Raw genomic sequence first — 20355 nt, forward strand, 5'->3', positions numbered from 1 at the left:
ACATTCCCGCGCTGGACTGGCAAGTAGGGCTGGATCAGCGCGTATTGATTTTCTGTTATCTCATTCATAACAGATACCTAGCATCAAATAGCACTAAGTAATAGTGTTAACAGGCCCTAATTCGGGCACTGATTCTCAAAGGTCAGACGGTATCAAGTGCCGCACCGAGATCACGGATTAATACATCCACTGGCTCGCAACCGATCGAGATTCGGACAAAGCCGTCCGCCACCGCATCACCCCAACGCGCGCGCCGCTCGGCAGAGCTGTGGACCCCACCAAACGACGTCGCCGGACGCAGGTAAGCGCTAGCCTCGATGAAGCGTTCCGCAGTGGTTTTGTCCGACAACGTCAGACCGATCAAAAACCCAAAGCGCGACATCTGAGCCTGCGCCAGACCATGCGATGGATCGGTCGGCAATCCAGGATAGCGCAGAGATTTGACCGCACTGTGCTGAGTGAGCACCTCTGCCACCTGCCCCGCCGAACGGCACATCCTGTCAAAGCGAACCTCCAACGTTTCCAGTCCACGGTGAAGCTGCCATGCCGCGTTAGGGGACGGGATCGCGCCTGACATCTTGCGCCAATCGGTGACCGCTTCAAGAAGAGCGGGTTGACGGGTCGCAACATGCCCCATCAGCAGATCAGAATGACCACCGGGCGCTTTGGTGTCTGATGCAACGACAATGTCGGCGCCAAGGTCCAAAGGTCGCTGCCCAAACGGCGTCATGGTGGTATTGTCGACAATCGTGATGCCACCGGCAGCACTCACCTGCGCGGATATGGCCGCGATGTCACACAGGTCCAACCCCGGATTCGATGGTGTTTCAACAAACACGACGTCGATCCCGTCAAACCCGTCTTGGGCGTAGCGCACCGTTTCACGTTCGATAACCGTCACGCCAAGCTGTGACAGAAAGCGTGACGACAACAGCCGGGTCACATAGTAACCATCCGAAGGGACCAACAGAGTTTGACCGGCTTTTAAGGTGGAAAACAACGCTGCTGAAATGGCTGCCATACCAGACGGGAACGCAACACATGGGGCATCCTCCAAAAGAGCAAGCGTGTGCTCCAGCGCCTCCCATGTCGGATTGTCGACGCGCCCATAGGCAGCACCGCCGTCAGGATCACCCGGTAGGTGAAACATCGAGCTTGTGACCAACGGCAATGCCACAGGATCTCCCTTGGACAACCCCTGCCCCCGAAGGTGCAAAAGTTGCGCGGCAATATCGCTGTCTTGCTTGTCAGTCATATTCGTCTCCTCATCTCCTCGACAAACTAGACCGAGAGATGGCCGGTGTACTATCGAAAAGCGGTGAAGAGCCCGACGGGAAATTGGAACTCAGGCCCGGTGAAGGTGGGGCTTCGAATATGTATCAAGGCCGCAACAAATCTTGATCTGAAAGTTCGTTGGTGCCTCTCCCCGGACTCGAACCGGGACGCCCTTGCGAGCAAGAGATTTTGAATCTCTCGTGTCTACCATTCCACCAGAGAGGCACTGCGTTGGAATTACCCAAGCCGCGAGGCGAGGTCAACGGGCAAACGCACCCCGCCCGTCGCATTTTTTTGACTAGAACATAACTCCAACAAGCCAGAGCGTGATGCCGGGAAAGGCGACCAGAACGACGACCCGGATCAGATCGGACAGTACAAATGGTGCGACCCCACGATACGTGGCTGACATCGGAATATCGCGCGCCATTGAGTTGATGATGAACAAGTTCATACCCACAGGCGGTGTGATCAAGCCGACCTCGACCACAATCAGTGCAAGGATTCCAAACCAGATGCCTGCCTGCTCCGGCGTCAGGCCAAAATCGAGAATTTCAACGATAGGATAGAAGATCGGGATGGTCAGAAGGATCATCGACAGGCTGTCCATAACGCAGCCAAAGATCAGGTAGGCCGCCAGCATGACCGCCAGCACCATGAGCGGAGCAAACCCCTGCCCGACCACCCACTCTGCCAGCATTTGTGGGGCTTGTGTGAAGGCGAGGAACGAGTTGAATATCTGCGCGCCCAAGACGATGAAGAAGATCATTGCGGTGGATTGCGCGGTGGACAGCACGCTATCAAGGAACCCTTGCCACGTGAGCCCGCCCGTCATCACACCGTAGATACCGGTCGCCACTGCACCGACGGCGGCGCCCTCGGTCGGTGTAAACAAAGCCTGCACGCCGGGTTTGACCCAATTCCAGTCACCGGCAATACCACCCATCACCAGACCGAAAATCACCACCACAGGCCAGATCGATATCAAGGTCTTGAAACGATGCGCGTAGGGAACGCGCTCGGCGGTGGTTGCGCTGTCGGGATTGATGCGCACCATGACGGCGACGGTCAGCATATAACCAAGTGCGGCGAGTATACCGGGCACCAAAGCGGCGATGAACATCTTGACGATGTTCTGCTCGGTCAGGATCGCGTAAATCACCAGAATAACGGATGGTGGGATCAAGATGCCTAATGTCCCGCCGGCAGCGAGCACCCCGGTCGACAGCGCGTCCGAGTATCCACGTTTGCGCATCTCGGGCAGAGCCACCTGCCCCATGGTTGAAGCGGTCGCCAGCGACGACCCGCAAACGGCACCAAACCCCGCACAAGCACCGACGGCAGCCATCGCAACGCCGCCTTTGCGATGGCCAAGCCAATCGCTAGCAGCTTCAAACAGGGACCCCGACATCCCGGACTTGGTCGCAAATTGCCCCATCAGCAAAAAGAGCGGTACGATGGACAGCGAGTAGCTGGAGAATGTGTCATAAGACAGCGTCTTCAACTGGCTCAGCGTCACATTCGGACGCCCCATCATGTACCAAATTCCAAAGAACCCAGTCAGTCCCATCGCAAGCCCGATAGGCAGGCGCAGGAAGATCGCCAAAAGCATCAACGCAAAGGCGATGATGGCCAGTTCAATACCGGTCATACCCGTTCCTCCTTACCATCCAGCACCCAGTTGAGGGACCGCCAGACAGTGAAAATTGCTACGATGAAGAAGAACGCGGCGCCAATCAGGCAAAGGCCAAACGGGATCCAAAGTGGAACCTCAAGTTCATACGTGCTTTCAGCAAAGAATGGTTTTGACCCCATGCTAAGCGCCGCCCGAAACGCGTCAGATCCAAAGGGAACTTTCTCGCCAAACCCAAGCCACAAGCGCCACAAGATAATATAGGCCGCCCCCGCCAAGAACACGTCGCCAATCAGTCCCAACACGGCTTGGGAACGTTCAGATAGCCGCGAGATAAAGATATCGACGGTCACATGGCCGCGCTTCAATTGGCACCATGGCATGAAAGCAAAGACGGCAATTGCGCAGCCCATCTCGACGATTTCATAGTCGCCTTTGATCGGCCCCAACCCGAAGCCAAGAAGGGCGCGTCCGATCACCGAAAACACCGTAGTCAGCGCGATGCCCGCCAAGACAACCCCACCGGAATAGGCCATCCAACGGCTCAGAACCGTTATGACACGACCCACCCGCATCTCTGCCTGCTTTGCTATTGCCACGTTCTCTGCCTCAAAATTCTGTCGTGATCTGATTGTGCCACATACGTTGTGGTTGCGGATAAAAAATCTCCGGGCAACCACCGTCGCCCGGAGAGAATCCAAGTCTACAGATCAGTTGCCGCTGTGCTTCGCGACAAGGTCTTTTGACATCGATACCATGCCGTCGCCATCCAGACCCTTGGAGTTCATGTCTGCAATCCATTCTTCGGTCTGTTTGTCGCCAATGGCTTTAAGTTCGGCCACTGTCGCGTCGTCCAAAGTATAGATTTCATTGTCCAAACCTGAAATCAGCTCTAACGAACGCGCGTCGCCCTCGTCCATGGCGCGACCGGCCCAGCCAGACGCATCAATGCCAGAGTTGGCATCAATGATCGCCTTCAGATCATCCGGCAGGCCATTGTAGGTATCGTTGTTCATCGCCCAGATAAAGAACGTATTATAAAGCGCGCGATCGCCCCCAATTACGGTGTGGCTGTCCGCCAGCTCATTCACTTTCAGGGGGACAGTGATCTCCCAAGGGATAACACCACCATCGACAACACCCTTAGACAGCGCTTCCGGGAAGGCTGGGACTGGCATGCCAACGGGCGTCGCACCCAAGGTGGACAGCAAAGCATTGGCCTGACGCGATGGCCCACGAAGTTTCAAACCCGAGAAATCGCCAGAAGATTTGATCGGGCCGCCCTTTTTGTGAATGACACCGGGGCCGTGGACGTGAACCGCCATGACATGCACGTCATTCATGCGTTCTTTCAGATACTTATCAGTAAACTCCCATGCCGCACGAGACGAGTCTTCGGCACTTTGTGACGTCATGAACGGCAGTTCAAACGCCTCAGCTTCGGGGAAACGACCAGGTGTATAGGCAGGCAACGCCCAGCCACAATCAATCACGCCATCACGGATTTGATCGTAAAGCGCCTGTGGTTTTCCACCAAGCTGCATACCGGGATAAATCTCGACCTTGATCCGACCGCCAGATTCTTTTTCGATCTTCTCGGCCCATGGGGTCATAAAACCGCTTGGCACCGCGGATTTCGGAGACACAAAGTGTTGGCACCGCAGTGTCACTTCTTGTGCAAACCCGGCCGATACAGAAAGGCCCAGTGCCGCTGCACCCAACAAGGCTGCTTTCATGGTAAATTTCATCTCGCTTCCTCCCACGCGAACATTGTCTGTCTGGACACAGTGAGGCTCCTCCACCCTGCGCACACCCAGATAAGAACAGGCTCGAAAGCGTCACGCAAGTTTTTTTGACCGCGCGGTCGGCTTTGTGATTGACCCTGTCGCTGAAATATTCGTAATCAAAATTCGTTGCAAGCGCAACAAGCTTATAATTACTACATAAATACTGTTATTTAACAGGTACAGCAAATCAGGCGGCAGGTCCTAAACCTCCCGACACGAAAGCTCTGTACAGCTATCAGATAGAATCAAATTAGCGGTGAAAGCTCCAAACAATGGCTGTATCAGCGCGCAATCATTCCAGAGAATTATAGCTGCTGTGCCGAGAACGTGTCACAACTGCGCATGTCCCCGCTTTCATATCCGCGCACAAACCAGCGCTGCCGCTGCTCGGACGTTCCGTGGGTGAAGGTGTGCGGCATCGGCACCCGACCGGCGTTGCGCTGCAACGTGTCGTCTCCGATTTGGTGTGCTGCATTCATCGCCTCAGCAATGTCGCCGCGTTCCAATGATCCAAAGCGGGATTGCGCCTCGCGGGCCCAGATGCCCGAATAACAATCCGCCTGAAGCTCAATCCGGACCGAAATCGCGTTGCTTTCTTCTTCGCTCACCTGACTGCGGATCGAATTGGCCTGCCCCAGAATGCCAAGCTCGTTTTGGACGTGGTGTGCGACCTCGTGGGCCACAACATAGGCTGCCGCGAAATCGCCTTTAGCGCCAAGCTGGCGTGACATCGTGGTGAAAAAATCCGTGTCCAGATAGACTTTGCGATCACCGGGGCAATAGAACGGCCCGGTCGCGCCCGAGGCCCCACCGCACGGGCTTTGGGTCACACCTTTGTAAAGAACCAGCGTTACGGGATTGTACGCTTCGCCGACCTGTTTGCGAAAAAGATCGGTCCAGACCTCTTCTGTATCTGCCAGCGTGACAGACACGAACTGGCCAGCTTGTTGGTCGGCCTCTGTGATCTCTCCGCCGCCGCTGCTGCCGATGGTGCCACCGCCACCTTGCAGGAACGGAGACACGTCGACCCCCAAGAACAGGCCAATGGCCAAGACGGCCAGCATACCAAGTCCGCCAATTTGCGCCTTGCCGCCCATCCGACGACGATCTTCGATATTGCGGCTTCCGCGCCGACCCTGCCATTTCATACGCTCGTTCCCTTTACTCGTCCGGCACAGATAAACATGGTCCGGATTACAACATTGGTCACGACCAGTTTACCGGCCTGACCCGTTGCTTCAAGCCATGATAGCCTGCCTGTCCCTTGACGTCATCTTCTTGGCATGGTTCCAGAGGGGAAACAGAGGGCAAAGATAATGATCAGGCGTCTTTACGATTGGACAATGGGACTTGCGGACACGCGGCATGCGCTTTGGGCGCTGGCGGTGGTGGCGTTTCTTGAAAGCTCGGTCTTTCCCATTCCGCCCGACGTTCTGATGATCCCAATGATCATCGCCCGCCCCTCGCGCGCGTTTATCATCGCTTCGGTCGCATTGGCGGCCTCTGTCCTGGGCGGTGCGTTTGGCTATTTCATCGGCTGGGGCCTATTTGAAAGCGTCGGCCAACCCGTGTTGGAGTTTTACGGCAAGACCGGAGAGTTCGCGCATTTCACCGAGACCTATAACGAATGGGGCGCGTGGGCGGTGTTGATCGCAGGCGTCACGCCATTCCCCTATAAGGTCATCACGATCCTGTCCGGGGCGACGGGCCTGAACTTCGGGGTCTTTATGATCGCCAGCGTGATTGCACGCGGGCTCAGGTTCTTTGTCGTTGCGGCCCTTCTATGGAAGTTCGGCGCCCCTATCCGCGACTTTATTGAACGTCGCCTTGGCCTGATGTTTGTCCTATTCTGCGTCCTGCTTATTGGCGGCTTTTATGTGGTGAAATTCCTATGAAGATCTTCGACCGGTTCACAGCAACCCAGCTTATCGCCTTCGCCACCGTGTCATCGGTGGCCATCTTGGGCGGGGCTTTCGTCTTTCAGGCATTGGGCTATGCACCGTGCAAAATGTGCTTGTGGCAGCGCTGGCCACACGCGGCTGCCATCGTAATCGGAGGCGTTGCGCTGACCACGGGCAAAAAGGCACTGGCGTGGCTGGGCGCGCTGTCCGCCGCCATCACCTCGGGCATTGGCTTTTATCACTCTGGCGTCGAACGCAAGCTGTGGGAGGGTCCAAGCTCATGCACCGGCGGCGGTGTAGGCGATCTGTCGGTCGAGGATCTGATGTCCCAAATCAACGCCGCCCCGCTGATCCGTTGCGATGAAATCCCGTGGGAGATGTTTGGGCTGACCATGGCCAACCTGAACGCGTTGGGCTCGCTTGTGTTGGTGTTCGTTTGGCTCGCAGCCGCGACCAAGAAAGACTAAGGCGTTCCGGCTTTTGTTGGGTCACAGCAGGACTGGAAACGCTTTAGTCGGTTTTTCCCCGCAAAAGCTGCCGCAACACGCCGTGAAAGATTTGCACGTCTGCACGGGTCATCGGCATGCGGCTCCACATATTGCGAAGGGCGATTTTCATCACCGGCGCTTTGGTTGGCGGATAAAAGAACCCCGCCTCGTCCAGGCGCGTCTCGTAGTGTTGCGCCAGTTTCTCAACCTCAATGGCCTGGGCGCGCTCTGATCCGGCCCACTCCATCACCTCGTGATCGAACTCTGACGTTTGACGTCGCCATTCATACGCCGTGAGCAACACACACTGCGCCAAGTTCAGCGATGCAAATTCCGGGTTCACCGGGACCGAGATTATCGCGTTGGCCGGCGCAACTTCGTCATTTTCGAGCCCCGTGCGTTCTGGCCCGAACAAGATCGCCACTTTCTTGCCGGCAGCCCGCATCACGCGTGCCTCGGCCATTGCTTTTTCCGGGCTCAGGATCGGTTTTGCCAATCCACGCGACCGCGCGGTGGTCGCAAAGACATAGTCGCAATCGCTAATCCCACCGGCAAGCGTGTCGTAAACACCAGCCTTGTCCAGAACCCGCCCCGCACCAGAGGCCATCGCAACGGCCGATTGGTTCGGCCAGCCGTCGCGCGGTGCGATGATCCGCATCCGCTCCAGCCCGAAATTCAGCATCGCGCGCGCGGCCCCACCGATGTTTTCACCCATCTGGGGGCGCACCAGCACGATCTCGGGCTGCGGGCCAAGGTTTTCTGTCGATTGATCCGTCACGGTTGACCCTTCCTTTATCGTGAGCGCGTGATACGCTGACTGCCCAATCAGGGCAAGCAGGAGGGTGATCTATGGCATATGACCAAGGGCTTTATCAGCTCATGAAGGATGACCTTGTGGATATCGACGGTCTTGCCGAGAAAAAGATGTTTGGCGGGATCGCCTTCATGCTGAACGGAAACATGCTGTGCGGGGTCCATAAAGACGGTGCGATGTACCGCGTTGGCAAGGATAACGAGGCATCGGCCCTTGCGGTGCCGGGCGCTGAACCAATGGCTTTTACCGGACGACGGATGGGTGGTTTCATTGACGCCGGGTCTGATGCAATGGCCGATGACGCCGCCCGCGCCGAGTTACTGCGGCTCGCGCTTGATTTCGTATCTGCCCTGCCCGCGAAATAACGCCGGCGGCGCGCAATTACTTGCATTGCCAGCTAAGCGCTTTATGAAGCTGCAAACACCGATGTGAAGGACTGCGTGCGATGGCCGAGACAGACATGGAACTTCCCCAGCTTTACCTTGTGACCCCGCCAGAAATTGAACTGTCGCAGTTCCCGAGCGAGCTGGCGCGCGTGCTGGACACCCATGAGACAGCCTGCCTTCGTCTGGCGCTTGCCACCACAGACGAGGACCGGATCATGCGGGCCGCCGATGCTTGCCGCGAGGTCGCGCATGCCCGCGATGTACCGATCGTCATTTCCGAACATGCGCTTATGGTCGAACGCCTTGGCCTTGACGGTGTGCATCTTGGCGACGGCGCGCGCCGAGTGCGCAACACGCGGGATGATCTGGGTGCGGACGCCATTGTTGGCGCATATTGCAGCGCCTCGCGCCATGACGGAATGAACGCAGGCGAAGCGGGGGCGGACTACATCAGCTTTGGTCCGGCTGGCGCGACCGCCCTTGGTGACGGAACCCGCGCCGACGCCGAGCTTTTCGACTGGTGGTCACAGATGATCGAAATCCCTGTTGTGGCCGAGGGCGCGCTGGACGAAGACACGATCCGCGCCCTGACACCCGTTACGGATTTCTTTGCTATCGGCGAAGAGATCTGGCGCACCGATGATCCATCGGCCACCCTGACCCGGTTGCTTGGGGCAATGCGCGGCTAAGCCACCTCAATGTTCAGATCGCCAAGACCTTCGCGAACCTTGGCCTCGCAATAAGCTGCCAGCTCCTTGCGGCCCGCAAAATCAGAGACCTTAACCGGCGCGTGGTACACGACCTCGACCCGACCTTGCTTGCGAGACGCCAGTGTTTGTATCAAATGTGGTGCGAACTCCATGTCGCCCCACCACCCATAAAACCGCGGATCCTGATCCTCGGGGGCGATGTAGCGAACTGTCACCGGCTGTACCCACATGAAATCACGCAGCTCTGGCGTAAAGAACGCCGCAAAGAGCGTTGATTTAAAAGGCAATACCCGCAGCGAGTCACTGGACGTCCCCTCGGGAAAGAACAGCAGTTTATGACCTACGGATAGCCGGTCTCGAAACACCTCGATCTGCTGTGCGGCCTCGCGCCGATCACGATTTATGAACACGGTGCCGGTGGCCCGCGCCAACCAGCCTATGCCGGGCCATTGGGCGACCTCGGATTTTGACACGAAATAGACCCGCTTGCGTGCATTGAGCGAGAATATGTCCAGCCACCCCGCATGGTTTGACACAATCGCCCCCTTTTCGCGCATCGGCTCGCCCATGGACGAAAACGGAATACCCAACAAAACAAAGGCCATCCGGCATACAAACTGGGTAATATGGGGCGTCATCGGGCGTTTTACACCGAATATCGGCCGTTCAATCAAACGGATCAGAAGCAGGACTATCAAACCGCCGAAGACAAGGATGGCCAACGGCAACGCCCGGCAAATGATCCGCACCCAGTCCCATCCTTTGGGATGGAATGAATTTGGTTCAGGTTCCCCTTGCCACAACGCAGTCATCGGCCACCTCGCGCGGTGTAGAACGCCTTGTGCTTTGCACTCATCTGGTTGGTATCCATGATCAAGCACACATCCGTCGTGTTGAAGGCATGATCAATATAGGCACCGTCCCCCACATATCCGCCCAAGCGAAGATACGCCTTGATCAACGCCGGTACCGCGCGCATTGCCGCTGGTCGGTCAATTTGATCTTCTTTCATCAGGTTCATGTCCTGATACACATCAGGTTGCGCGCGGGCGCGGAGCGTTAGGGGGGCCAAATGCCGATGATACAAAAGGGATAGCGGAGCCTTCAGCTGGTCAACATCCGTACCATGAAACGAGGCAACGCCGAACATCACTTCAATCTCATGTTGAACCACATAGTCGGCAAGCCCGCTCCAAAGCACCATCATCGCACTGCCACCCCGATAGTCCGGGTGCAGGCAGGATCGTCCAAGTTCCAAGAGCTTGCGCCCCGAGGATTTTAGCGGCGACAGGTCATATTCATCTTCAGAGTAAAACCTGTTCAATCCGGTCTCGCCTGCCGTCAACTGATCACCGCGTAACAGCCGGTAAACACCCACAGCCGGAGCACCTTCGCGGGCTTCATCAAACAAGATCAGGTGATCGAAGTAAGGATCGAAAGCATCACGTTCCAGCCGCGCGTCATGATCCACCAATGCGCCGTTGCCCCCAAGTTCATCGACGAAAACATCATAACGCAACCGCTGAGCCGCGATCAGGTCGGCCTCGTCACGGGCCAGTCGAAGGGTAAATTCGGGCTGGGTCATCGTCATTAATGTTTTGCTAACTTTGTTGGGCTTCTATGGTGGAAGATCACAATTTGCAACCAGAGGAAATGCCCGCTAAGGTTGTTTTAACAAGGGTGACACACGGTTAAACAGCTGGCGGAGGGTCAAAGACAATCATGAGATCAACGTATTCGGACAGGATCACCTGCTTGCCAGCGTGTTTGAAATTGACCGTCACTTTGCCACCCACATTTGACTGCACCTGCCCCACCCCCCAATCGGGTTGATTAGGGTGACGGACCCTCATCCCTGGCTCAAGCAAAGCTCCTAAACTCATTCCATTTCCCCTTCCAAGGCACGCCCCATGACAAAACAAGACCGCGATCTGACCGCTCTGATCGGCTCCCGTATCTGCCATGACCTTATCAGCCCTTTGGGGGCGATCGGCAACGGCGTTGAACTTTTGCAGCTTTCCGGCCTTCCCGATAGCCCGGAAATGGCGCTGATCGCCGAAAGTGTAACAAATGCCAATCTGCGCATCCGCTATTTTCGCATCGCTTTCGGTTCCGCCACAGATGGCCAGATGATCAGCGAGGCCGAGATCCGGTCAATCCTCGCCCCTGATGTTGATGGACGCAAGCTTCACATCAACTGGACCCCAGAGGGCGACCAGCCTAGAGGCGCAGTCAAACTTGCCTTCCTGGCCTTGCAGTGCTTTGAAAGCGCGATGCCATGGGGTGGTCAATTGACTGTAACACGAGATGCCAACCACTGGCGCATACACGGCGAGGCCGAGAAAATGAAAGCCGACCCGACACTCTGGCACCTGCTATCGGGCCCGCAAGACCATACCGAAGTGCCTCCGGCGCAAGTTCACTTTGCCCTGATCGCGCCCGAATTGGCGCGCCAGGGACGCAGTGCAGGTGTCACCCTGTCAGATCATTCCATTAGCGTCGAGTTTTAGGCCCGCGTGGTCCCATCCCCCTCGACCAGATATTTGAACGAGGTCAGCTGAGCCGCCCCCACCGGGCCGCGTGCGTGCATTTTGCCAGTGGCGATGCCAATCTCGGCCCCCATTCCGAACTCTCCGCCATCTGCGAACTGGGTCGACGCGTTACGCATCAGGATCGCACTGTCGAGCTGGGTGAAGAATTTTGACGCCGCTTCATCATTTTCGGTCAGGATCGCATCGGTGTGAGAGGACGAATGCTTATTGATATGTTCAATAGCACCGTCCACATCATCAACGATCTTGGCCGCGATGATGCTGTCCAGAAACTCTTTGCCCCAATCCGCGTCCGTGGCTGCGATGGTTCCGATAAGCCCTTCTCCGGCATGAACCTCAACCCCGGCGGCCATCAGATCATCAAGGATGCTTTGGCCAAGCTGGACCGCGTCCCTATGCACCAACAAACACTCCGCCGCCCCGCAAATGCCCGTGCGACGGGTCTTGGCGTTCATCACAACGCGCGCAGCTTTTTCGGGGTCCGCATCTTTATCTAGGAAGACGTGAACGATGCCCTCCAAATGCGCAAAGACCGGCACGCGTGCTTCGCGTTGAACCAATCCGACCAACCCTTTGCCACCACGCGGGACGATCACGTCGACATAATCCGTCATGGTTAGCATTTCACTGACAGCGGCACGATCACGCGTCGGCACGCGCTGGATGGCATCTTCGGGCAGACCAGCAGCACGCAGCCCGTCTTGCAGACACTCATGGATCAAGCCGGCCGAATGAAAGCTCTCCGACCCACCGCGCAGGATCACGGCATTGCCCGCCTTCAGGCACAACGCACCCGCATCGGCGGTCACATTGGGGCGGCTTTCATAGATCACACCGATCACACCCAACGGGGTGCGGACGCGTCTGATCTGCAGACCCGAGGGCTGATCCCACTCGGCCAGAACCTCTCCCACAGGGTCGTTTTGTGACGCCACAGCCCGCAGCCCATCACACATGCCCTTGATGCGATCCTCGTCCAGCATCAACCGGTCCATCATCGCAGGCGACAGCCCCTTATCGCGTCCAAACGCCATGTCCTTGACGTTGGCCGCGATGATTTCGTCCCGACGGGACCAGCAGGCGTCCGCTGCCGCAAGCAAAGCTTGCTCCTTCGCCGGAGCCGGAGCGAACGCGAGGGTCTTGGCGGCCACGCGGGCGCGGCGTCCGATCTCGGTCATCATGTCTTTGATGTCTTCGCTCATTTTGGTGTCTCCAATATTGGTGGTCTTGTGTCCCTCAAAGGGCCATGTCGTCGCGGTGGATCAGGGCTGCACGTCCCGGGTATCCCAGCACTGGTTCGATTTGATCCGAGCGTTTGCCCTTGATTGCGCGCGCCTCATCAGCGGTATAGCGACTTAGCCCGGCACCAAGATGCGTACCGTCTGCGCTTTGAATATCGACGGGATCACCGCGCATGAAACTGCCACGCACATCAGAAACACCCGCCGGCAGCAGAGATTTGCCCGACCCAAGAGCCTTCGCAGCGCCCAGATCAACGACGATCATGCCCTGCGGTTTCATCGAAGCAATCCAGTGCTTACGCGCCGCTTTGGGATCTGTGCGCGCCGTGAACAACGTTGCTGCCCCGCCATCCGCCAATGCCGACAGCGGCCCCATGCGCGATCCTTCGGTGATCGTCATATCGCACCCTGCCCCGGTGGCAGTTTTCGCGGCCATAATCTTGGTTTTCATACCGCCCTTAGACAGTCCAGTACCCGCGTCCCCGGCCATTGCCTCGATTTCGGAAGTGATCGTGTCGATAATGTCATAGCGCGTCGCGCCCGGATCATCCTTGGGATTACCGGAGTAAAAGCCGTCGACATCGGACAACAGGACCAGATGATCGGCCCCGATTGTCACGGCCACTTGGGCCGCCAGACGGTCATTATCGCCAAAGCGAATTTCGTCGGTGGCGACAGTGTCGTTTTCATTCACGATGGGCACGACATCCAAAGACAAAAGTGTCTCCAAAGTCGCACGCGTATTTAAATAGCGGCGGCGATCCGCGCTATCTTCCAACGTCACCAGCACCTGCGCGGTGGTTGCCCCCAAAGGCGTCAGCGCCTCTTCATACGCCCGCGCCAAGCGGATTTGACCGACGGCTGCGGCAGCCTGTGATTGCTCAAGCGCCAGCGTGCCTTTGGGCAATTTCAGCACCCCGCGCCCCAACGCGATCGAGCCTGACGAGACCAGCACAACATCCGCACCACGTGCTTTAAACGCGGCTACATCGGAGGCCAAAGACTGCAACCATTCGGACTTCAACGCACCGGTTTCGGCGTCAACCAACAAGGCCGAACCGATCTTAACGACGATGCGCTTGGCGTCCGTCAGGGCTGCCACGTCTCTTGCTCCTCTTCGGGTTTCTGGCGAATGCGATCTTCAGAAATCTCTTTGCGAAGCGCGCGCAGTACGTCGACCGTGCCCTGTTGCGCCACGCCGGACATCAGCATGACGGGGCCAGCCGCTGCTTCCAATGCCGTGCGTTTTTCGTCGCGCTCCTCGTCGTCCAAGGCGTCTACTTTGTTCAGCACCGTCACGCGCGGTTTGCCGCCAAGAATATCGCCGTAAGCCTCGATTTCGGTGATGATCGTTTGCCAGTCCTCAACTACGTCCTCAGAGGTGCCGTCGACCAGATGCAACAGAACCGTGCAACGCTCGACATGGCCCAAGAACAAGTCGCCAAGCCCCCGCCCCTCGGACGCGCCCTCGATCAAGCCGGGAATGTCCGCCACAACAAATTCAGTGTTATCGACGCCAACCACACCCAAGTTCGGGTGCAGCGTGGTAAACGGATAATCTGCGATTTTCGGCCGGGCGTTCGACGTGGCGGCTAGGAAGGTCGACTTCCCCGCATTGGGCAGACCCAACAAACCCACGTCTGCGATCAGTTTCAATCGCAGCCAAATGGTGCGCTCGACACCTTCAAGTCCGGGATTGGCGCGACGTGGCGCGCGATTGGTGGAGCTGGTGAAATGCAGGTTTCCAAACCCACCATTACCGCCCTTGGCCAACACGAAACGCTGCCCGACCTCGGTCATGTCAGCGATGACGGTTTCTTCGTCCTCGTCCAGAATTTCGGTGCCGACCGGAACCCGCAAAACGATGTCATCGCCATCTGCGCCAGTGCGCTGTTTGCCCATGCCCGGGCGGCCGTTTCCTGCAAAGAAGTGTTGCTGATAGCGGAAGTCGATCAGGGTGTTCAGACCCTCGACCACCTCAATAATCACATCTCCGCCACGACCGCCATCGCCACCATCTGGACCGCCGTATTCGATGTATTTCTCGCGCCGGAACGAGACACAGCCCCCGCCGCCCGAACCGGAGCGGATATAGACCTTTGCAAGATCGAGGAATTTCATGGGGCACACGCCTTTTCTGGTTTCGGTATTGGCGATAGAGGGAAATGCGCGCAAGCTCAAGTGATGAGGAGCATACGCGGCGTGTTCTTGGTCAGATTTGAGGCGGTCGTGGCAGTTTGAAACACCGCATCGGAAATTCGCCACCACGCGCTTTGCAACTGCCCATGGCCGGTTCAATTTCGGCGAACCCGAGTTTTTCCAACACCCGCGCCGAGGCTGGGTTGTCGTCATAGGCGCAGGCGCCAATTTCATCCCAGTCGTACCGTGCCCAACAATGGTCGACCAAAGCTTGCGCCATTTCGGTCGCATAGCCTTTGCCCCAGTGCTCTGGTGCAAACATGTAGCCAAGTTCGGGACCGTCTTCGTAATGGGACGCGATGCCCATCATTCCGACCATTTCACCTTCGCGAAAGACTGGCCCCACCATGCTCAGTTCTGGGTCAAACGGCTTGCTGCGTTCGGCAGTATGCGCGATGTCGGCAGGCCACGGCCAACTTGCGGTCCATTTCACGACGTCATAGATCGACACAATTCGATGGTAGTCATCCACATCTGAAGGCTGCGCGCGGCGCATCATCAAGCGGTCGGTGACAAGACGCGTCATCATTGTGACTTCTCCCAAACAGATCGATCTAAGCTGACTTTTATTAGCTTTGTATCAATACCTTGCGAGGTACAGTGAACATCCTCGATCATACTCGTTTCTCGAAAGCCGATCCTATGAAGGACGGTCTGAGAGGCCGTGTTTCCTTCGAAGTACCCAGACCCTAATTCAGTGATGTCCTGATTGCGGAACGCCCAATCAACGAGCCCGCCTGCCGCCTCGGTCATCACTCCACGATTGTGATGCGCACGCCCCAGCCAGTATCCAAGCGTCGGATCCAGCCCGACGACACCCAGCACCTGACCGTCTTCTTCGATGGCAAGACCGCCCAATACGGAGGTATCCGCGAGATGGGTCAAGAAATCGGTATAATCAGCGGCAGTATAGGGATGCGGAACGACGGTCAGCCAGCGCGCCACCTCGAAATCATCGAGCAGGCGCACCACCTGATCACGGTCTGACTCTGTCAGAGGACGGAGCGTAAATCGCTCCGTCTGAATTCGTATTTCGGATGACATGGCAAAGACTTACCCCATCTTCCTGATGTAGGTCCATGTCGGAACATTTGCGCCGCGCGCCACAGAATGGCTTTCAGCGTCGCCGATGTATTCAAACCCTGCATGGGTCAGCACACGGGCCGACGCGGCGTTGTCCTGAAAGACCTCTGCGAAGACAGACGTGTTTTCCTGAGGGTTTGCGTCCATCACAGCCTTGACCGCCTCGGATGCGATACCGGAGTTCCAGAACCCCGGCGCGACCCAATAGCCAAGCTGAGATTGCGCCCGGTCAAGGTGGCTTAGGCTGATAACGCCCAAAACCTCGCGCCCTTCCGAGCGTGCAGCATCCATCACCCAAACATCTTCATTGCGCTCTTCTTGGATAGAGCGATTGATGAATGCCTCAGTTGTACCGGGCGGCAACGGATGCGGGATCGATCGCGTGCCCTTAGCCACACGTTCATCCGCCGTATAAATGGAAAGCATCCCCACGTCCGAGCGACGGACTGGGCGAAGAACAAACCGATCCGCCTCAATAAGCGGTTGGCGTGTGATCTCTACATGCTTCATGGCTTTCCCTCCTTCGAAAGCTCTGAACGCACCGGGCATTCGCGGCCTTCATCCCCGTGTCATATCCACTGATATGGGGGGCAATAAGACCAAAATATGAAATCCCGGTGAATGGCAGATAGGAACTTGATACAAAAAGAAAAGGGGCCGGCTATCACAGCCGGCCCCTGGTTTTTCACAACCTTGTTAGGTTCGGCTTACTCAGCGGCCTCCGCCACTGGGAGAACCGAAATAAAGGTGCGGCCTTTCAGGCCCTTATGGAATTTGACTTGGCCTTCGGTGGTCGCAAAGATGGTGTGATCTTTGCCCATACCTACGTTTTCGCCCGGCCACATCTTAGTGCCGCGCTGACGCACGATTATGTTTCCAGGGATCACGGCTTCGCCGCCATATTTCTTAACACCAAGGCGACGACCGGCTGAGTCGCGGCCGTTACGGGATGAACCGCCTGCTTTTTTATGTGCCATTCTATCTCTCCTTAGCTCTCAGTTAGCCTTTAACCAGGTCTTTGGCCTGATCAACCCAACCTTCACGTTCGATACGGCCTTTGAACGACAGTTTCTCGTCGAACTCGGCAATCTCATCTGCGCCCCAAGAGGCAATCTGAGCGAAAGTCGTCACACCGGCGGCGTGCAGCTTTTTCTCAAGCGCCGGGCCAACGCCGGACAGCTTTTTCAGATCATCTGCGCCTGCGGTCGCGGCCGGAGCCTCAGCAGCTTTGGCGGCAGCTTTCTTGGGTTCGGCTTTCTTAGCCGGTGCTTTCTTGGCGGGTTTGGCAGCAGCTGCAACAGCAACGCCAGATACCGAACCTGCACCGATTGCAGCTTTTACGCCCGACTTGTCAGCACCCTTTTCCAGGATGTCGGTCACGCGGAGCAGCGTCAGTTGTTGACGATGACCCTTTGTGCGCTTCGAGCTGTGCTTACGGCGACGCTTCACGAAGTGAATGACCTTTTCGCCTTTGATCTGGTCGATGACTTCGGCCTGCACGCCAGCACCGGCAACGGTGGGTGTGCCGACGGTCGCGCCGACCATCAGAATCTCGTTAAACTGGACTGTTTCGCCAGCATCAGCGGCCAGCTTTTCGACGCGAAGAACGTCTCCAGCTTGAACCTTGTACTGCTTGCCGCCGGTTTTCATAACCGCAAACATTTGATCTTCCTTCATATTCCGCGTCCTGTGGCCCCGGTTGCACCGGTGTTTGACGAAGGGACGATCCCTTCACTTGCCTCGAACGGCGCGCCCACCTCCGATCGAGGCGAACATAGTTAAACACACCCGCACGGGAAATCCCTGCAGGAGTGGCGGCTTATCGGGTGATTTGGGGCGCAAGTCAAGATGATTTGCCAGATTTCTTGCGCGCGATATCCATGGCCAATCCCCTTGCGGGTCTGAGCCTGACATAATAGGCCAATATGGGAAATGTCCAGCATGCGATGTTGCGCATGCGCCCTGCCCTTCGGATGCCAAGGAACTGACCATGCTGCCTTTGAACACAAACCAGATACCAGCCATGTTCAAACGGGCGATGGAACTTGCGCGCTCGGGCAATACGGGCGACGCACTCAAGGTTTTGTCGCAGCTGTCTCGCATGGCGCCAAACCGCGCGGAAATTCCTTTCCATATGGCGCAGCTTCATATGCAATCCGGCCGCCCAAAAGAGGCCATAGAGCTTCTGGCCCGCGCCACGGATCTTGCCCCCTCAGAGGTCAGTGTCTGGCAGACCTACGCCGCGGCACTTGCCGCCGCGGGCACCGACACGGCCAAGGCTGCGGCGAAGACCAAGCTCAAACACAGCAATATTGGTCACAAAGACCGCAAGGCAATCTTGAACGCGATGAATGCGGTCCAATCAAGCTCTGCGCGGGTGTCGACCAAGGTCACGGGCCAAGAGGTCAATGCGCTTGTTGCAATGATCAACGCCGGAAAGATGACCGGGGCGGAAGCGCAGGCGCGCCAGCTTATCGCTCTTCGCGGCGAGAGCGAGATTCTTTATGCCATTCACGCCGCCGCACTGGCCGCTCTTGGACGCGCAAAGGACGCAGAGACCGCATATCACGCCGCGCTGAGAATTGATCCCAACTATGGAGAGGCCGTGGCGCAATACGGGCAGTTCCTGTTGGCCCACGGACGTCGCGCCGAAGCCAAACCCCACCTTCTGCGCGCCCGCCAGTTAATCCCGCGCAGCCCGGTTGTTTTGGGCAATCTGGGCAAACTCTATCACGAAATCGGCGCACCACGTGACGCGGTCGAGTGTTTTGACCTGCTTTTGGAGCAAGACCCGAACAATCAGTTGGCCCTTCTGACCCGCGCACAGGCCCATATCACGCTTGAAAACGCTGAAGAAGCGTTGACCGATTTAGAACGACTTCAGAAACTTCATCCACCAACTGGCGAAACACTGGCGTTGGGTGCGGTGGCCTTGAAACTTCGCGGCGATTTGGACGGCGCACGTGCGCGGATCGACGCCGCCTTGAAGGCAGACCCGAAAAGTCTGCGCGTCATCACCATTGCCGCCAATATCTTGCAACAAGAAGGCGCGATGGACGCCGCCGACGAAGTGCTGCGCGCAGCGCTGGCACGCGGTGTGCGCTCGGGTGCGATCTATCGAATGATTGCGCAGGGCAAGAAGCTTGCCGCAGACGATCCCGTGGTCCTTGAGATGCAAAAGCTATGGGAGCGTGACGACCTGCCTGACGAGGGGCGGATGGATCTGGGCTATGGCCTTCTAAAAGTGATGGAAGACAATGGGGACTATGATCTGGCATGGCAGTATCTGTCGCGCGCCAACCAGATTATGACATCTCTGCACCCACATGACCGTCACAAAGCGCAAGGCGACTTTGATCGCCTCACAGCCTTTCTAGAGGGCTTTGATGCCGGACGTATTGGGACGGTAGGTTATCAGGACAACCAAACAATCTTTATCACCGGCCTGCCCCGATCTGGCACCACACTTGTTGAGCAAATTCTCGCCAGCCACTCGACTGTCACCGGCGGAGACGAACTGGGCATCCTACACCCGCTGGCTTTCGACGCTGTGGCGCAAACCGACCGAACCGGTGGTAAAGTCACCGACATGACCGACGATCAGCTCAGCGCTATTGGCCGTGATTACCAAGCCGCAATTGACCGGCGTGTACCGGGCGCTGACCGGATCACCGACAAGACAATCTCGACCTATCAGATGGCCCCGCTCGCATGGCTTGCGCTGCCAAATGCGAAGATCGTCGCGTTAAGACGCGACCCGCGTGACAATCTGTGGTCTATGTTCAAGAACCGCTTCGTCTCAGGGCTTCACCTCTATACCTACTCGCAATCTGATCTGGTCGACACCTACCGGCTTTACACAGAGTATTTGGCCCTTTGGCGCCAAATGGCCCCGGACCGGATATATGAGATTGAATACGAAGCCCTGGTGTCCAACCCCGAAGAAGAAACCCGCAAACTGCTGGAGTTCTGCAATCTTGAGTGGGAGGACGCCTGCCTTGATTTCCACAAGACCGAGCGGGATGTGAAAACACTGTCACTCGCGCAGGTGCGTCAACCTTTGTACAACTCTTCGATCGGGAAGTGGCGTAGATACGCCCCGCAACTTAGCGAAATGACAGATGGGCTTCGCGGGATGGAGGGCGTCCCAGACGACGACTGACACGACAGCGCCATTCAGAGTTTTCTGTCAGCGTCTACTTGGGTCGAAAGATACCTGGACTGAATGTGTATTACAGCAGAGGTGTAACGTTCCATAACTCGGCAGGCCACGTCCCCAATGGCAA

At 57.1% G+C, this 20355-nt stretch carries 23 protein-coding genes and 1 tRNA gene; 6 read left to right on the top strand and 18 right to left on the bottom strand.

What is annotated here, in order from left to right; translation table 11 throughout:
* Positions 1–142 precede the first annotated feature (142 nt).
* The 6 genes from V6N04_RS14725 to ypfJ all read right to left on the bottom strand — a co-directional run bounded on the left by V6N04_RS14725 (position 143) and on the right by ypfJ (position 5843).
* On the bottom strand, positions 143–1255 hold the full coding sequence (locus V6N04_RS14725) for a cystathionine gamma-lyase (RefSeq protein ID WP_371170954.1): 1113 nt from the start codon (positions 1253–1255) through the stop codon (positions 143–145).
* 159 nt (positions 1256–1414) lie between these two features.
* Positions 1415–1500 (bottom strand) — tRNA-Leu (locus V6N04_RS14730).
* A 73-nt stretch (positions 1501–1573) separates the two neighbouring features.
* On the bottom strand, positions 1574–2926 hold the full coding sequence (locus V6N04_RS14735; RefSeq protein WP_371170955.1) for a TRAP transporter large permease: 1353 nt from the start codon (positions 2924–2926) through the stop codon (positions 1574–1576).
* Positions 2923–3507: a TRAP transporter small permease gene (locus V6N04_RS14740; RefSeq protein ID WP_371170956.1), complete on the bottom strand. Its 585-nt coding sequence runs from the start codon at positions 3505–3507 to the stop codon at positions 2923–2925. Before V6N04_RS14740 ends, V6N04_RS14735 begins: the two co-directional genes overlap by 4 nt.
* A 111-nt stretch (positions 3508–3618) precedes the next feature.
* A complete protein-coding gene (locus V6N04_RS14745) occupies positions 3619–4656 on the bottom strand; it encodes a TRAP transporter substrate-binding protein (protein WP_371170957.1) in 1038 nt (345 codons plus the stop codon).
* A 344-nt stretch (positions 4657–5000) separates the two neighbouring features.
* Positions 5001–5843, bottom strand: coding sequence for a KPN_02809 family neutral zinc metallopeptidase (gene ypfJ, locus V6N04_RS14750; protein WP_371170958.1), 843 nt, complete (start codon positions 5841–5843; stop codon positions 5001–5003).
* Positions 5844–6011: 168 nt separating this feature from the next.
* On the opposite strand from ypfJ, the gene V6N04_RS14755 reads away from it, so the two are divergent.
* Positions 6012–6590, top strand: a complete 579-nt coding sequence (locus V6N04_RS14755; protein WP_371170959.1) for a YqaA family protein — start codon at positions 6012–6014, stop codon at positions 6588–6590.
* Entirely contained in the window at positions 6587–7063 is a 477-nt protein-coding gene (locus tag V6N04_RS14760) for a disulfide bond formation protein B (RefSeq protein ID WP_371170960.1), read from the top strand. The genes V6N04_RS14755 and V6N04_RS14760 overlap by 4 nt, the downstream gene beginning before the upstream one ends.
* A 43-nt stretch (positions 7064–7106) precedes the next feature.
* Here the strand turns inward: V6N04_RS14760 and V6N04_RS14765 are convergent, their stop codons facing one another.
* Positions 7107–7862 (bottom strand): RNA methyltransferase, encoded by a 756-nt coding sequence (locus tag V6N04_RS14765; protein ID WP_371170961.1) that lies wholly within the window; start codon positions 7860–7862, stop codon positions 7107–7109.
* A 71-nt stretch (positions 7863–7933) separates the two neighbouring features.
* Between V6N04_RS14765 and V6N04_RS14770 the strand changes: the two genes are divergently transcribed.
* The gene (locus V6N04_RS14770; protein ID WP_371170962.1) at positions 7934–8263 is read left to right on the top strand and encodes a TfoX/Sxy family protein; all 330 of its coding nucleotides are present in this window, start codon (positions 7934–7936) and stop codon (positions 8261–8263) included.
* Positions 8264–8343: 80 nt separating this feature from the next.
* Positions 8344–8973, top strand: coding sequence for a thiamine phosphate synthase (locus V6N04_RS14775; protein WP_371170963.1), 630 nt, complete (start codon positions 8344–8346; stop codon positions 8971–8973).
* Here V6N04_RS14775 and olsA read toward each other — a convergent pair.
* The 3 genes from olsA to V6N04_RS14790 all read right to left on the bottom strand — a co-directional run bounded on the left by olsA (position 8970) and on the right by V6N04_RS14790 (position 10877).
* The gene (olsA, locus tag V6N04_RS14780) at positions 8970–9806 is read right to left on the bottom strand and encodes a lyso-ornithine lipid O-acyltransferase (protein WP_371170964.1); all 837 of its coding nucleotides are present in this window, start codon (positions 9804–9806) and stop codon (positions 8970–8972) included. The genes V6N04_RS14775 and olsA overlap by 4 nt on opposite strands.
* The gene (gene olsB / locus V6N04_RS14785) at positions 9803–10585 is read right to left on the bottom strand and encodes an L-ornithine N(alpha)-acyltransferase (protein ID WP_371170965.1); all 783 of its coding nucleotides are present in this window, start codon (positions 10583–10585) and stop codon (positions 9803–9805) included. Before olsB ends, olsA begins: the two co-directional genes overlap by 4 nt.
* A gap of 100 nt (positions 10586–10685) precedes the next feature.
* Complete coding sequence (locus V6N04_RS14790) at positions 10686–10877, bottom strand: DUF3553 domain-containing protein (RefSeq protein ID WP_371170966.1); 192 nt, start codon at positions 10875–10877, stop codon at positions 10686–10688.
* Positions 10878–10904: 27 nt separating this feature from the next.
* Here V6N04_RS14790 and V6N04_RS14795 point away from each other — a divergent pair, with 27 nt between their 5' ends.
* Positions 10905–11504 (top strand): histidine phosphotransferase family protein, encoded by a 600-nt coding sequence (locus V6N04_RS14795; RefSeq protein WP_371170967.1) that lies wholly within the window; start codon positions 10905–10907, stop codon positions 11502–11504.
* Here V6N04_RS14795 and V6N04_RS14800 read toward each other — a convergent pair.
* The 8 genes from V6N04_RS14800 to V6N04_RS14835 all read right to left on the bottom strand — a co-directional run bounded on the left by V6N04_RS14800 (position 11501) and on the right by V6N04_RS14835 (position 17731).
* Complete coding sequence (locus tag V6N04_RS14800; protein ID WP_371170968.1) at positions 11501–12748, bottom strand: glutamate-5-semialdehyde dehydrogenase; 1248 nt, start codon at positions 12746–12748, stop codon at positions 11501–11503. The two genes, V6N04_RS14795 and V6N04_RS14800, sit on opposite strands and share 4 nt — an antisense overlap.
* Before the next feature lie 34 nt (positions 12749–12782).
* Positions 12783–13889, bottom strand: a complete 1107-nt coding sequence (gene proB / locus V6N04_RS14805) for a glutamate 5-kinase (RefSeq protein ID WP_371170969.1) — start codon at positions 13887–13889, stop codon at positions 12783–12785.
* Positions 13877–14908 carry a GTPase ObgE gene (gene obgE / locus V6N04_RS14810; protein WP_371170970.1) on the bottom strand — a complete coding sequence of 344 codons (1032 nt, stop codon included), beginning with the start codon at positions 14906–14908 and terminating at the stop codon, positions 13877–13879. The genes proB and obgE overlap by 13 nt, the downstream gene beginning before the upstream one ends.
* A gap of 91 nt (positions 14909–14999) precedes the next feature.
* The gene (locus V6N04_RS14815; protein WP_371170971.1) at positions 15000–15515 is read right to left on the bottom strand and encodes a GNAT family N-acetyltransferase; all 516 of its coding nucleotides are present in this window, start codon (positions 15513–15515) and stop codon (positions 15000–15002) included.
* Positions 15512–16030 carry a GNAT family N-acetyltransferase gene (locus tag V6N04_RS14820; RefSeq protein ID WP_371170972.1) on the bottom strand — a complete coding sequence of 173 codons (519 nt, stop codon included), beginning with the start codon at positions 16028–16030 and terminating at the stop codon, positions 15512–15514. Before V6N04_RS14820 ends, V6N04_RS14815 begins: the two co-directional genes overlap by 4 nt.
* A 9-nt stretch (positions 16031–16039) precedes the next feature.
* Entirely contained in the window at positions 16040–16579 is a 540-nt protein-coding gene (locus tag V6N04_RS14825; RefSeq protein ID WP_371170973.1) for a GNAT family N-acetyltransferase, read from the bottom strand.
* A 197-nt stretch (positions 16580–16776) separates the two neighbouring features.
* Complete coding sequence (gene rpmA, locus V6N04_RS14830) at positions 16777–17046, bottom strand: 50S ribosomal protein L27 (RefSeq protein ID WP_371170974.1); 270 nt, start codon at positions 17044–17046, stop codon at positions 16777–16779.
* 22 nt (positions 17047–17068) lie between these two features.
* Positions 17069–17731, bottom strand: a complete 663-nt coding sequence (locus V6N04_RS14835; protein ID WP_371171046.1) for a 50S ribosomal protein L21 — start codon at positions 17729–17731, stop codon at positions 17069–17071.
* A 328-nt stretch (positions 17732–18059) separates the two neighbouring features.
* Between V6N04_RS14835 and V6N04_RS14840 the strand changes: the two genes are divergently transcribed.
* Positions 18060–20231 (top strand): tetratricopeptide repeat-containing sulfotransferase family protein, encoded by a 2172-nt coding sequence (locus V6N04_RS14840; RefSeq protein WP_371170975.1) that lies wholly within the window; start codon positions 18060–18062, stop codon positions 20229–20231.
* The last annotated feature ends 124 nt before the right edge of the window (positions 20232–20355 follow it).

The organism is Aliiroseovarius conchicola (genome assembly GCF_041403445.1).
Lineage (GTDB): Bacteria > Pseudomonadota > Alphaproteobacteria > Rhodobacterales > Rhodobacteraceae > Aliiroseovarius > Aliiroseovarius conchicola.

What these genes read in the sequence shown, in the direction of transcription:
- V6N04_RS14735 (WP_371170955.1), bottom strand. Translation starts at nt 2,926, where the DNA reads ATGACCGGTATTGAACTGGCCATCATCGCCTTTGCGTTGATGCTTTTG.
- V6N04_RS14745 (WP_371170957.1), bottom strand. Translation starts at nt 4,656, where the DNA reads ATGAAATTTACCATGAAAGCAGCCTTGTTGGGTGCAGCGGCACTGGGC.
- V6N04_RS14775 (WP_371170963.1), top strand. Translation starts at nt 8,344, where the DNA reads ATGGCCGAGACAGACATGGAACTTCCCCAGCTTTACCTTGTGACCCCG.
- ypfJ (WP_371170958.1), bottom strand. Translation starts at nt 5,843, where the DNA reads ATGAAATGGCAGGGTCGGCGCGGAAGCCGCAATATCGAAGATCGTCGT.
- V6N04_RS14795 (WP_371170967.1), top strand. Translation starts at nt 10,905, where the DNA reads ATGACAAAACAAGACCGCGATCTGACCGCTCTGATCGGCTCCCGTATC.
- obgE (WP_371170970.1), bottom strand. Translation starts at nt 14,908, where the DNA reads ATGAAATTCCTCGATCTTGCAAAGGTCTATATCCGCTCCGGTTCGGGC.
- V6N04_RS14820 (WP_371170972.1), bottom strand. Translation starts at nt 16,030, where the DNA reads ATGTCATCCGAAATACGAATTCAGACGGAGCGATTTACGCTCCGTCCT.
- rpmA (WP_371170974.1), bottom strand. Translation starts at nt 17,046, where the DNA reads ATGGCACATAAAAAAGCAGGCGGTTCATCCCGTAACGGCCGCGACTCA.
- V6N04_RS14790 (WP_371170966.1), bottom strand. Translation starts at nt 10,877, where the DNA reads ATGAGTTTAGGAGCTTTGCTTGAGCCAGGGATGAGGGTCCGTCACCCT.
- V6N04_RS14760 (WP_371170960.1), top strand. Translation starts at nt 6,587, where the DNA reads ATGAAGATCTTCGACCGGTTCACAGCAACCCAGCTTATCGCCTTCGCC.
- V6N04_RS14840 (WP_371170975.1), top strand. Translation starts at nt 18,060, where the DNA reads ATGCTGCCTTTGAACACAAACCAGATACCAGCCATGTTCAAACGGGCG.
- V6N04_RS14825 (WP_371170973.1), bottom strand. Translation starts at nt 16,579, where the DNA reads ATGAAGCATGTAGAGATCACACGCCAACCGCTTATTGAGGCGGATCGG.
- V6N04_RS14770 (WP_371170962.1), top strand. Translation starts at nt 7,934, where the DNA reads ATGGCATATGACCAAGGGCTTTATCAGCTCATGAAGGATGACCTTGTG.
- V6N04_RS14755 (WP_371170959.1), top strand. Translation starts at nt 6,012, where the DNA reads ATGATCAGGCGTCTTTACGATTGGACAATGGGACTTGCGGACACGCGG.
- V6N04_RS14815 (WP_371170971.1), bottom strand. Translation starts at nt 15,515, where the DNA reads ATGATGACGCGTCTTGTCACCGACCGCTTGATGATGCGCCGCGCGCAG.
- olsB (WP_371170965.1), bottom strand. Translation starts at nt 10,585, where the DNA reads ATGACGATGACCCAGCCCGAATTTACCCTTCGACTGGCCCGTGACGAG.
- V6N04_RS14725 (WP_371170954.1), bottom strand. Translation starts at nt 1,255, where the DNA reads ATGACTGACAAGCAAGACAGCGATATTGCCGCGCAACTTTTGCACCTT.
- V6N04_RS14835 (WP_371171046.1), bottom strand. Translation starts at nt 17,731, where the DNA reads ATGTTTGCGGTTATGAAAACCGGCGGCAAGCAGTACAAGGTTCAAGCT.
- V6N04_RS14800 (WP_371170968.1), bottom strand. Translation starts at nt 12,748, where the DNA reads ATGAGCGAAGACATCAAAGACATGATGACCGAGATCGGACGCCGCGCC.
- olsA (WP_371170964.1), bottom strand. Translation starts at nt 9,806, where the DNA reads ATGACTGCGTTGTGGCAAGGGGAACCTGAACCAAATTCATTCCATCCC.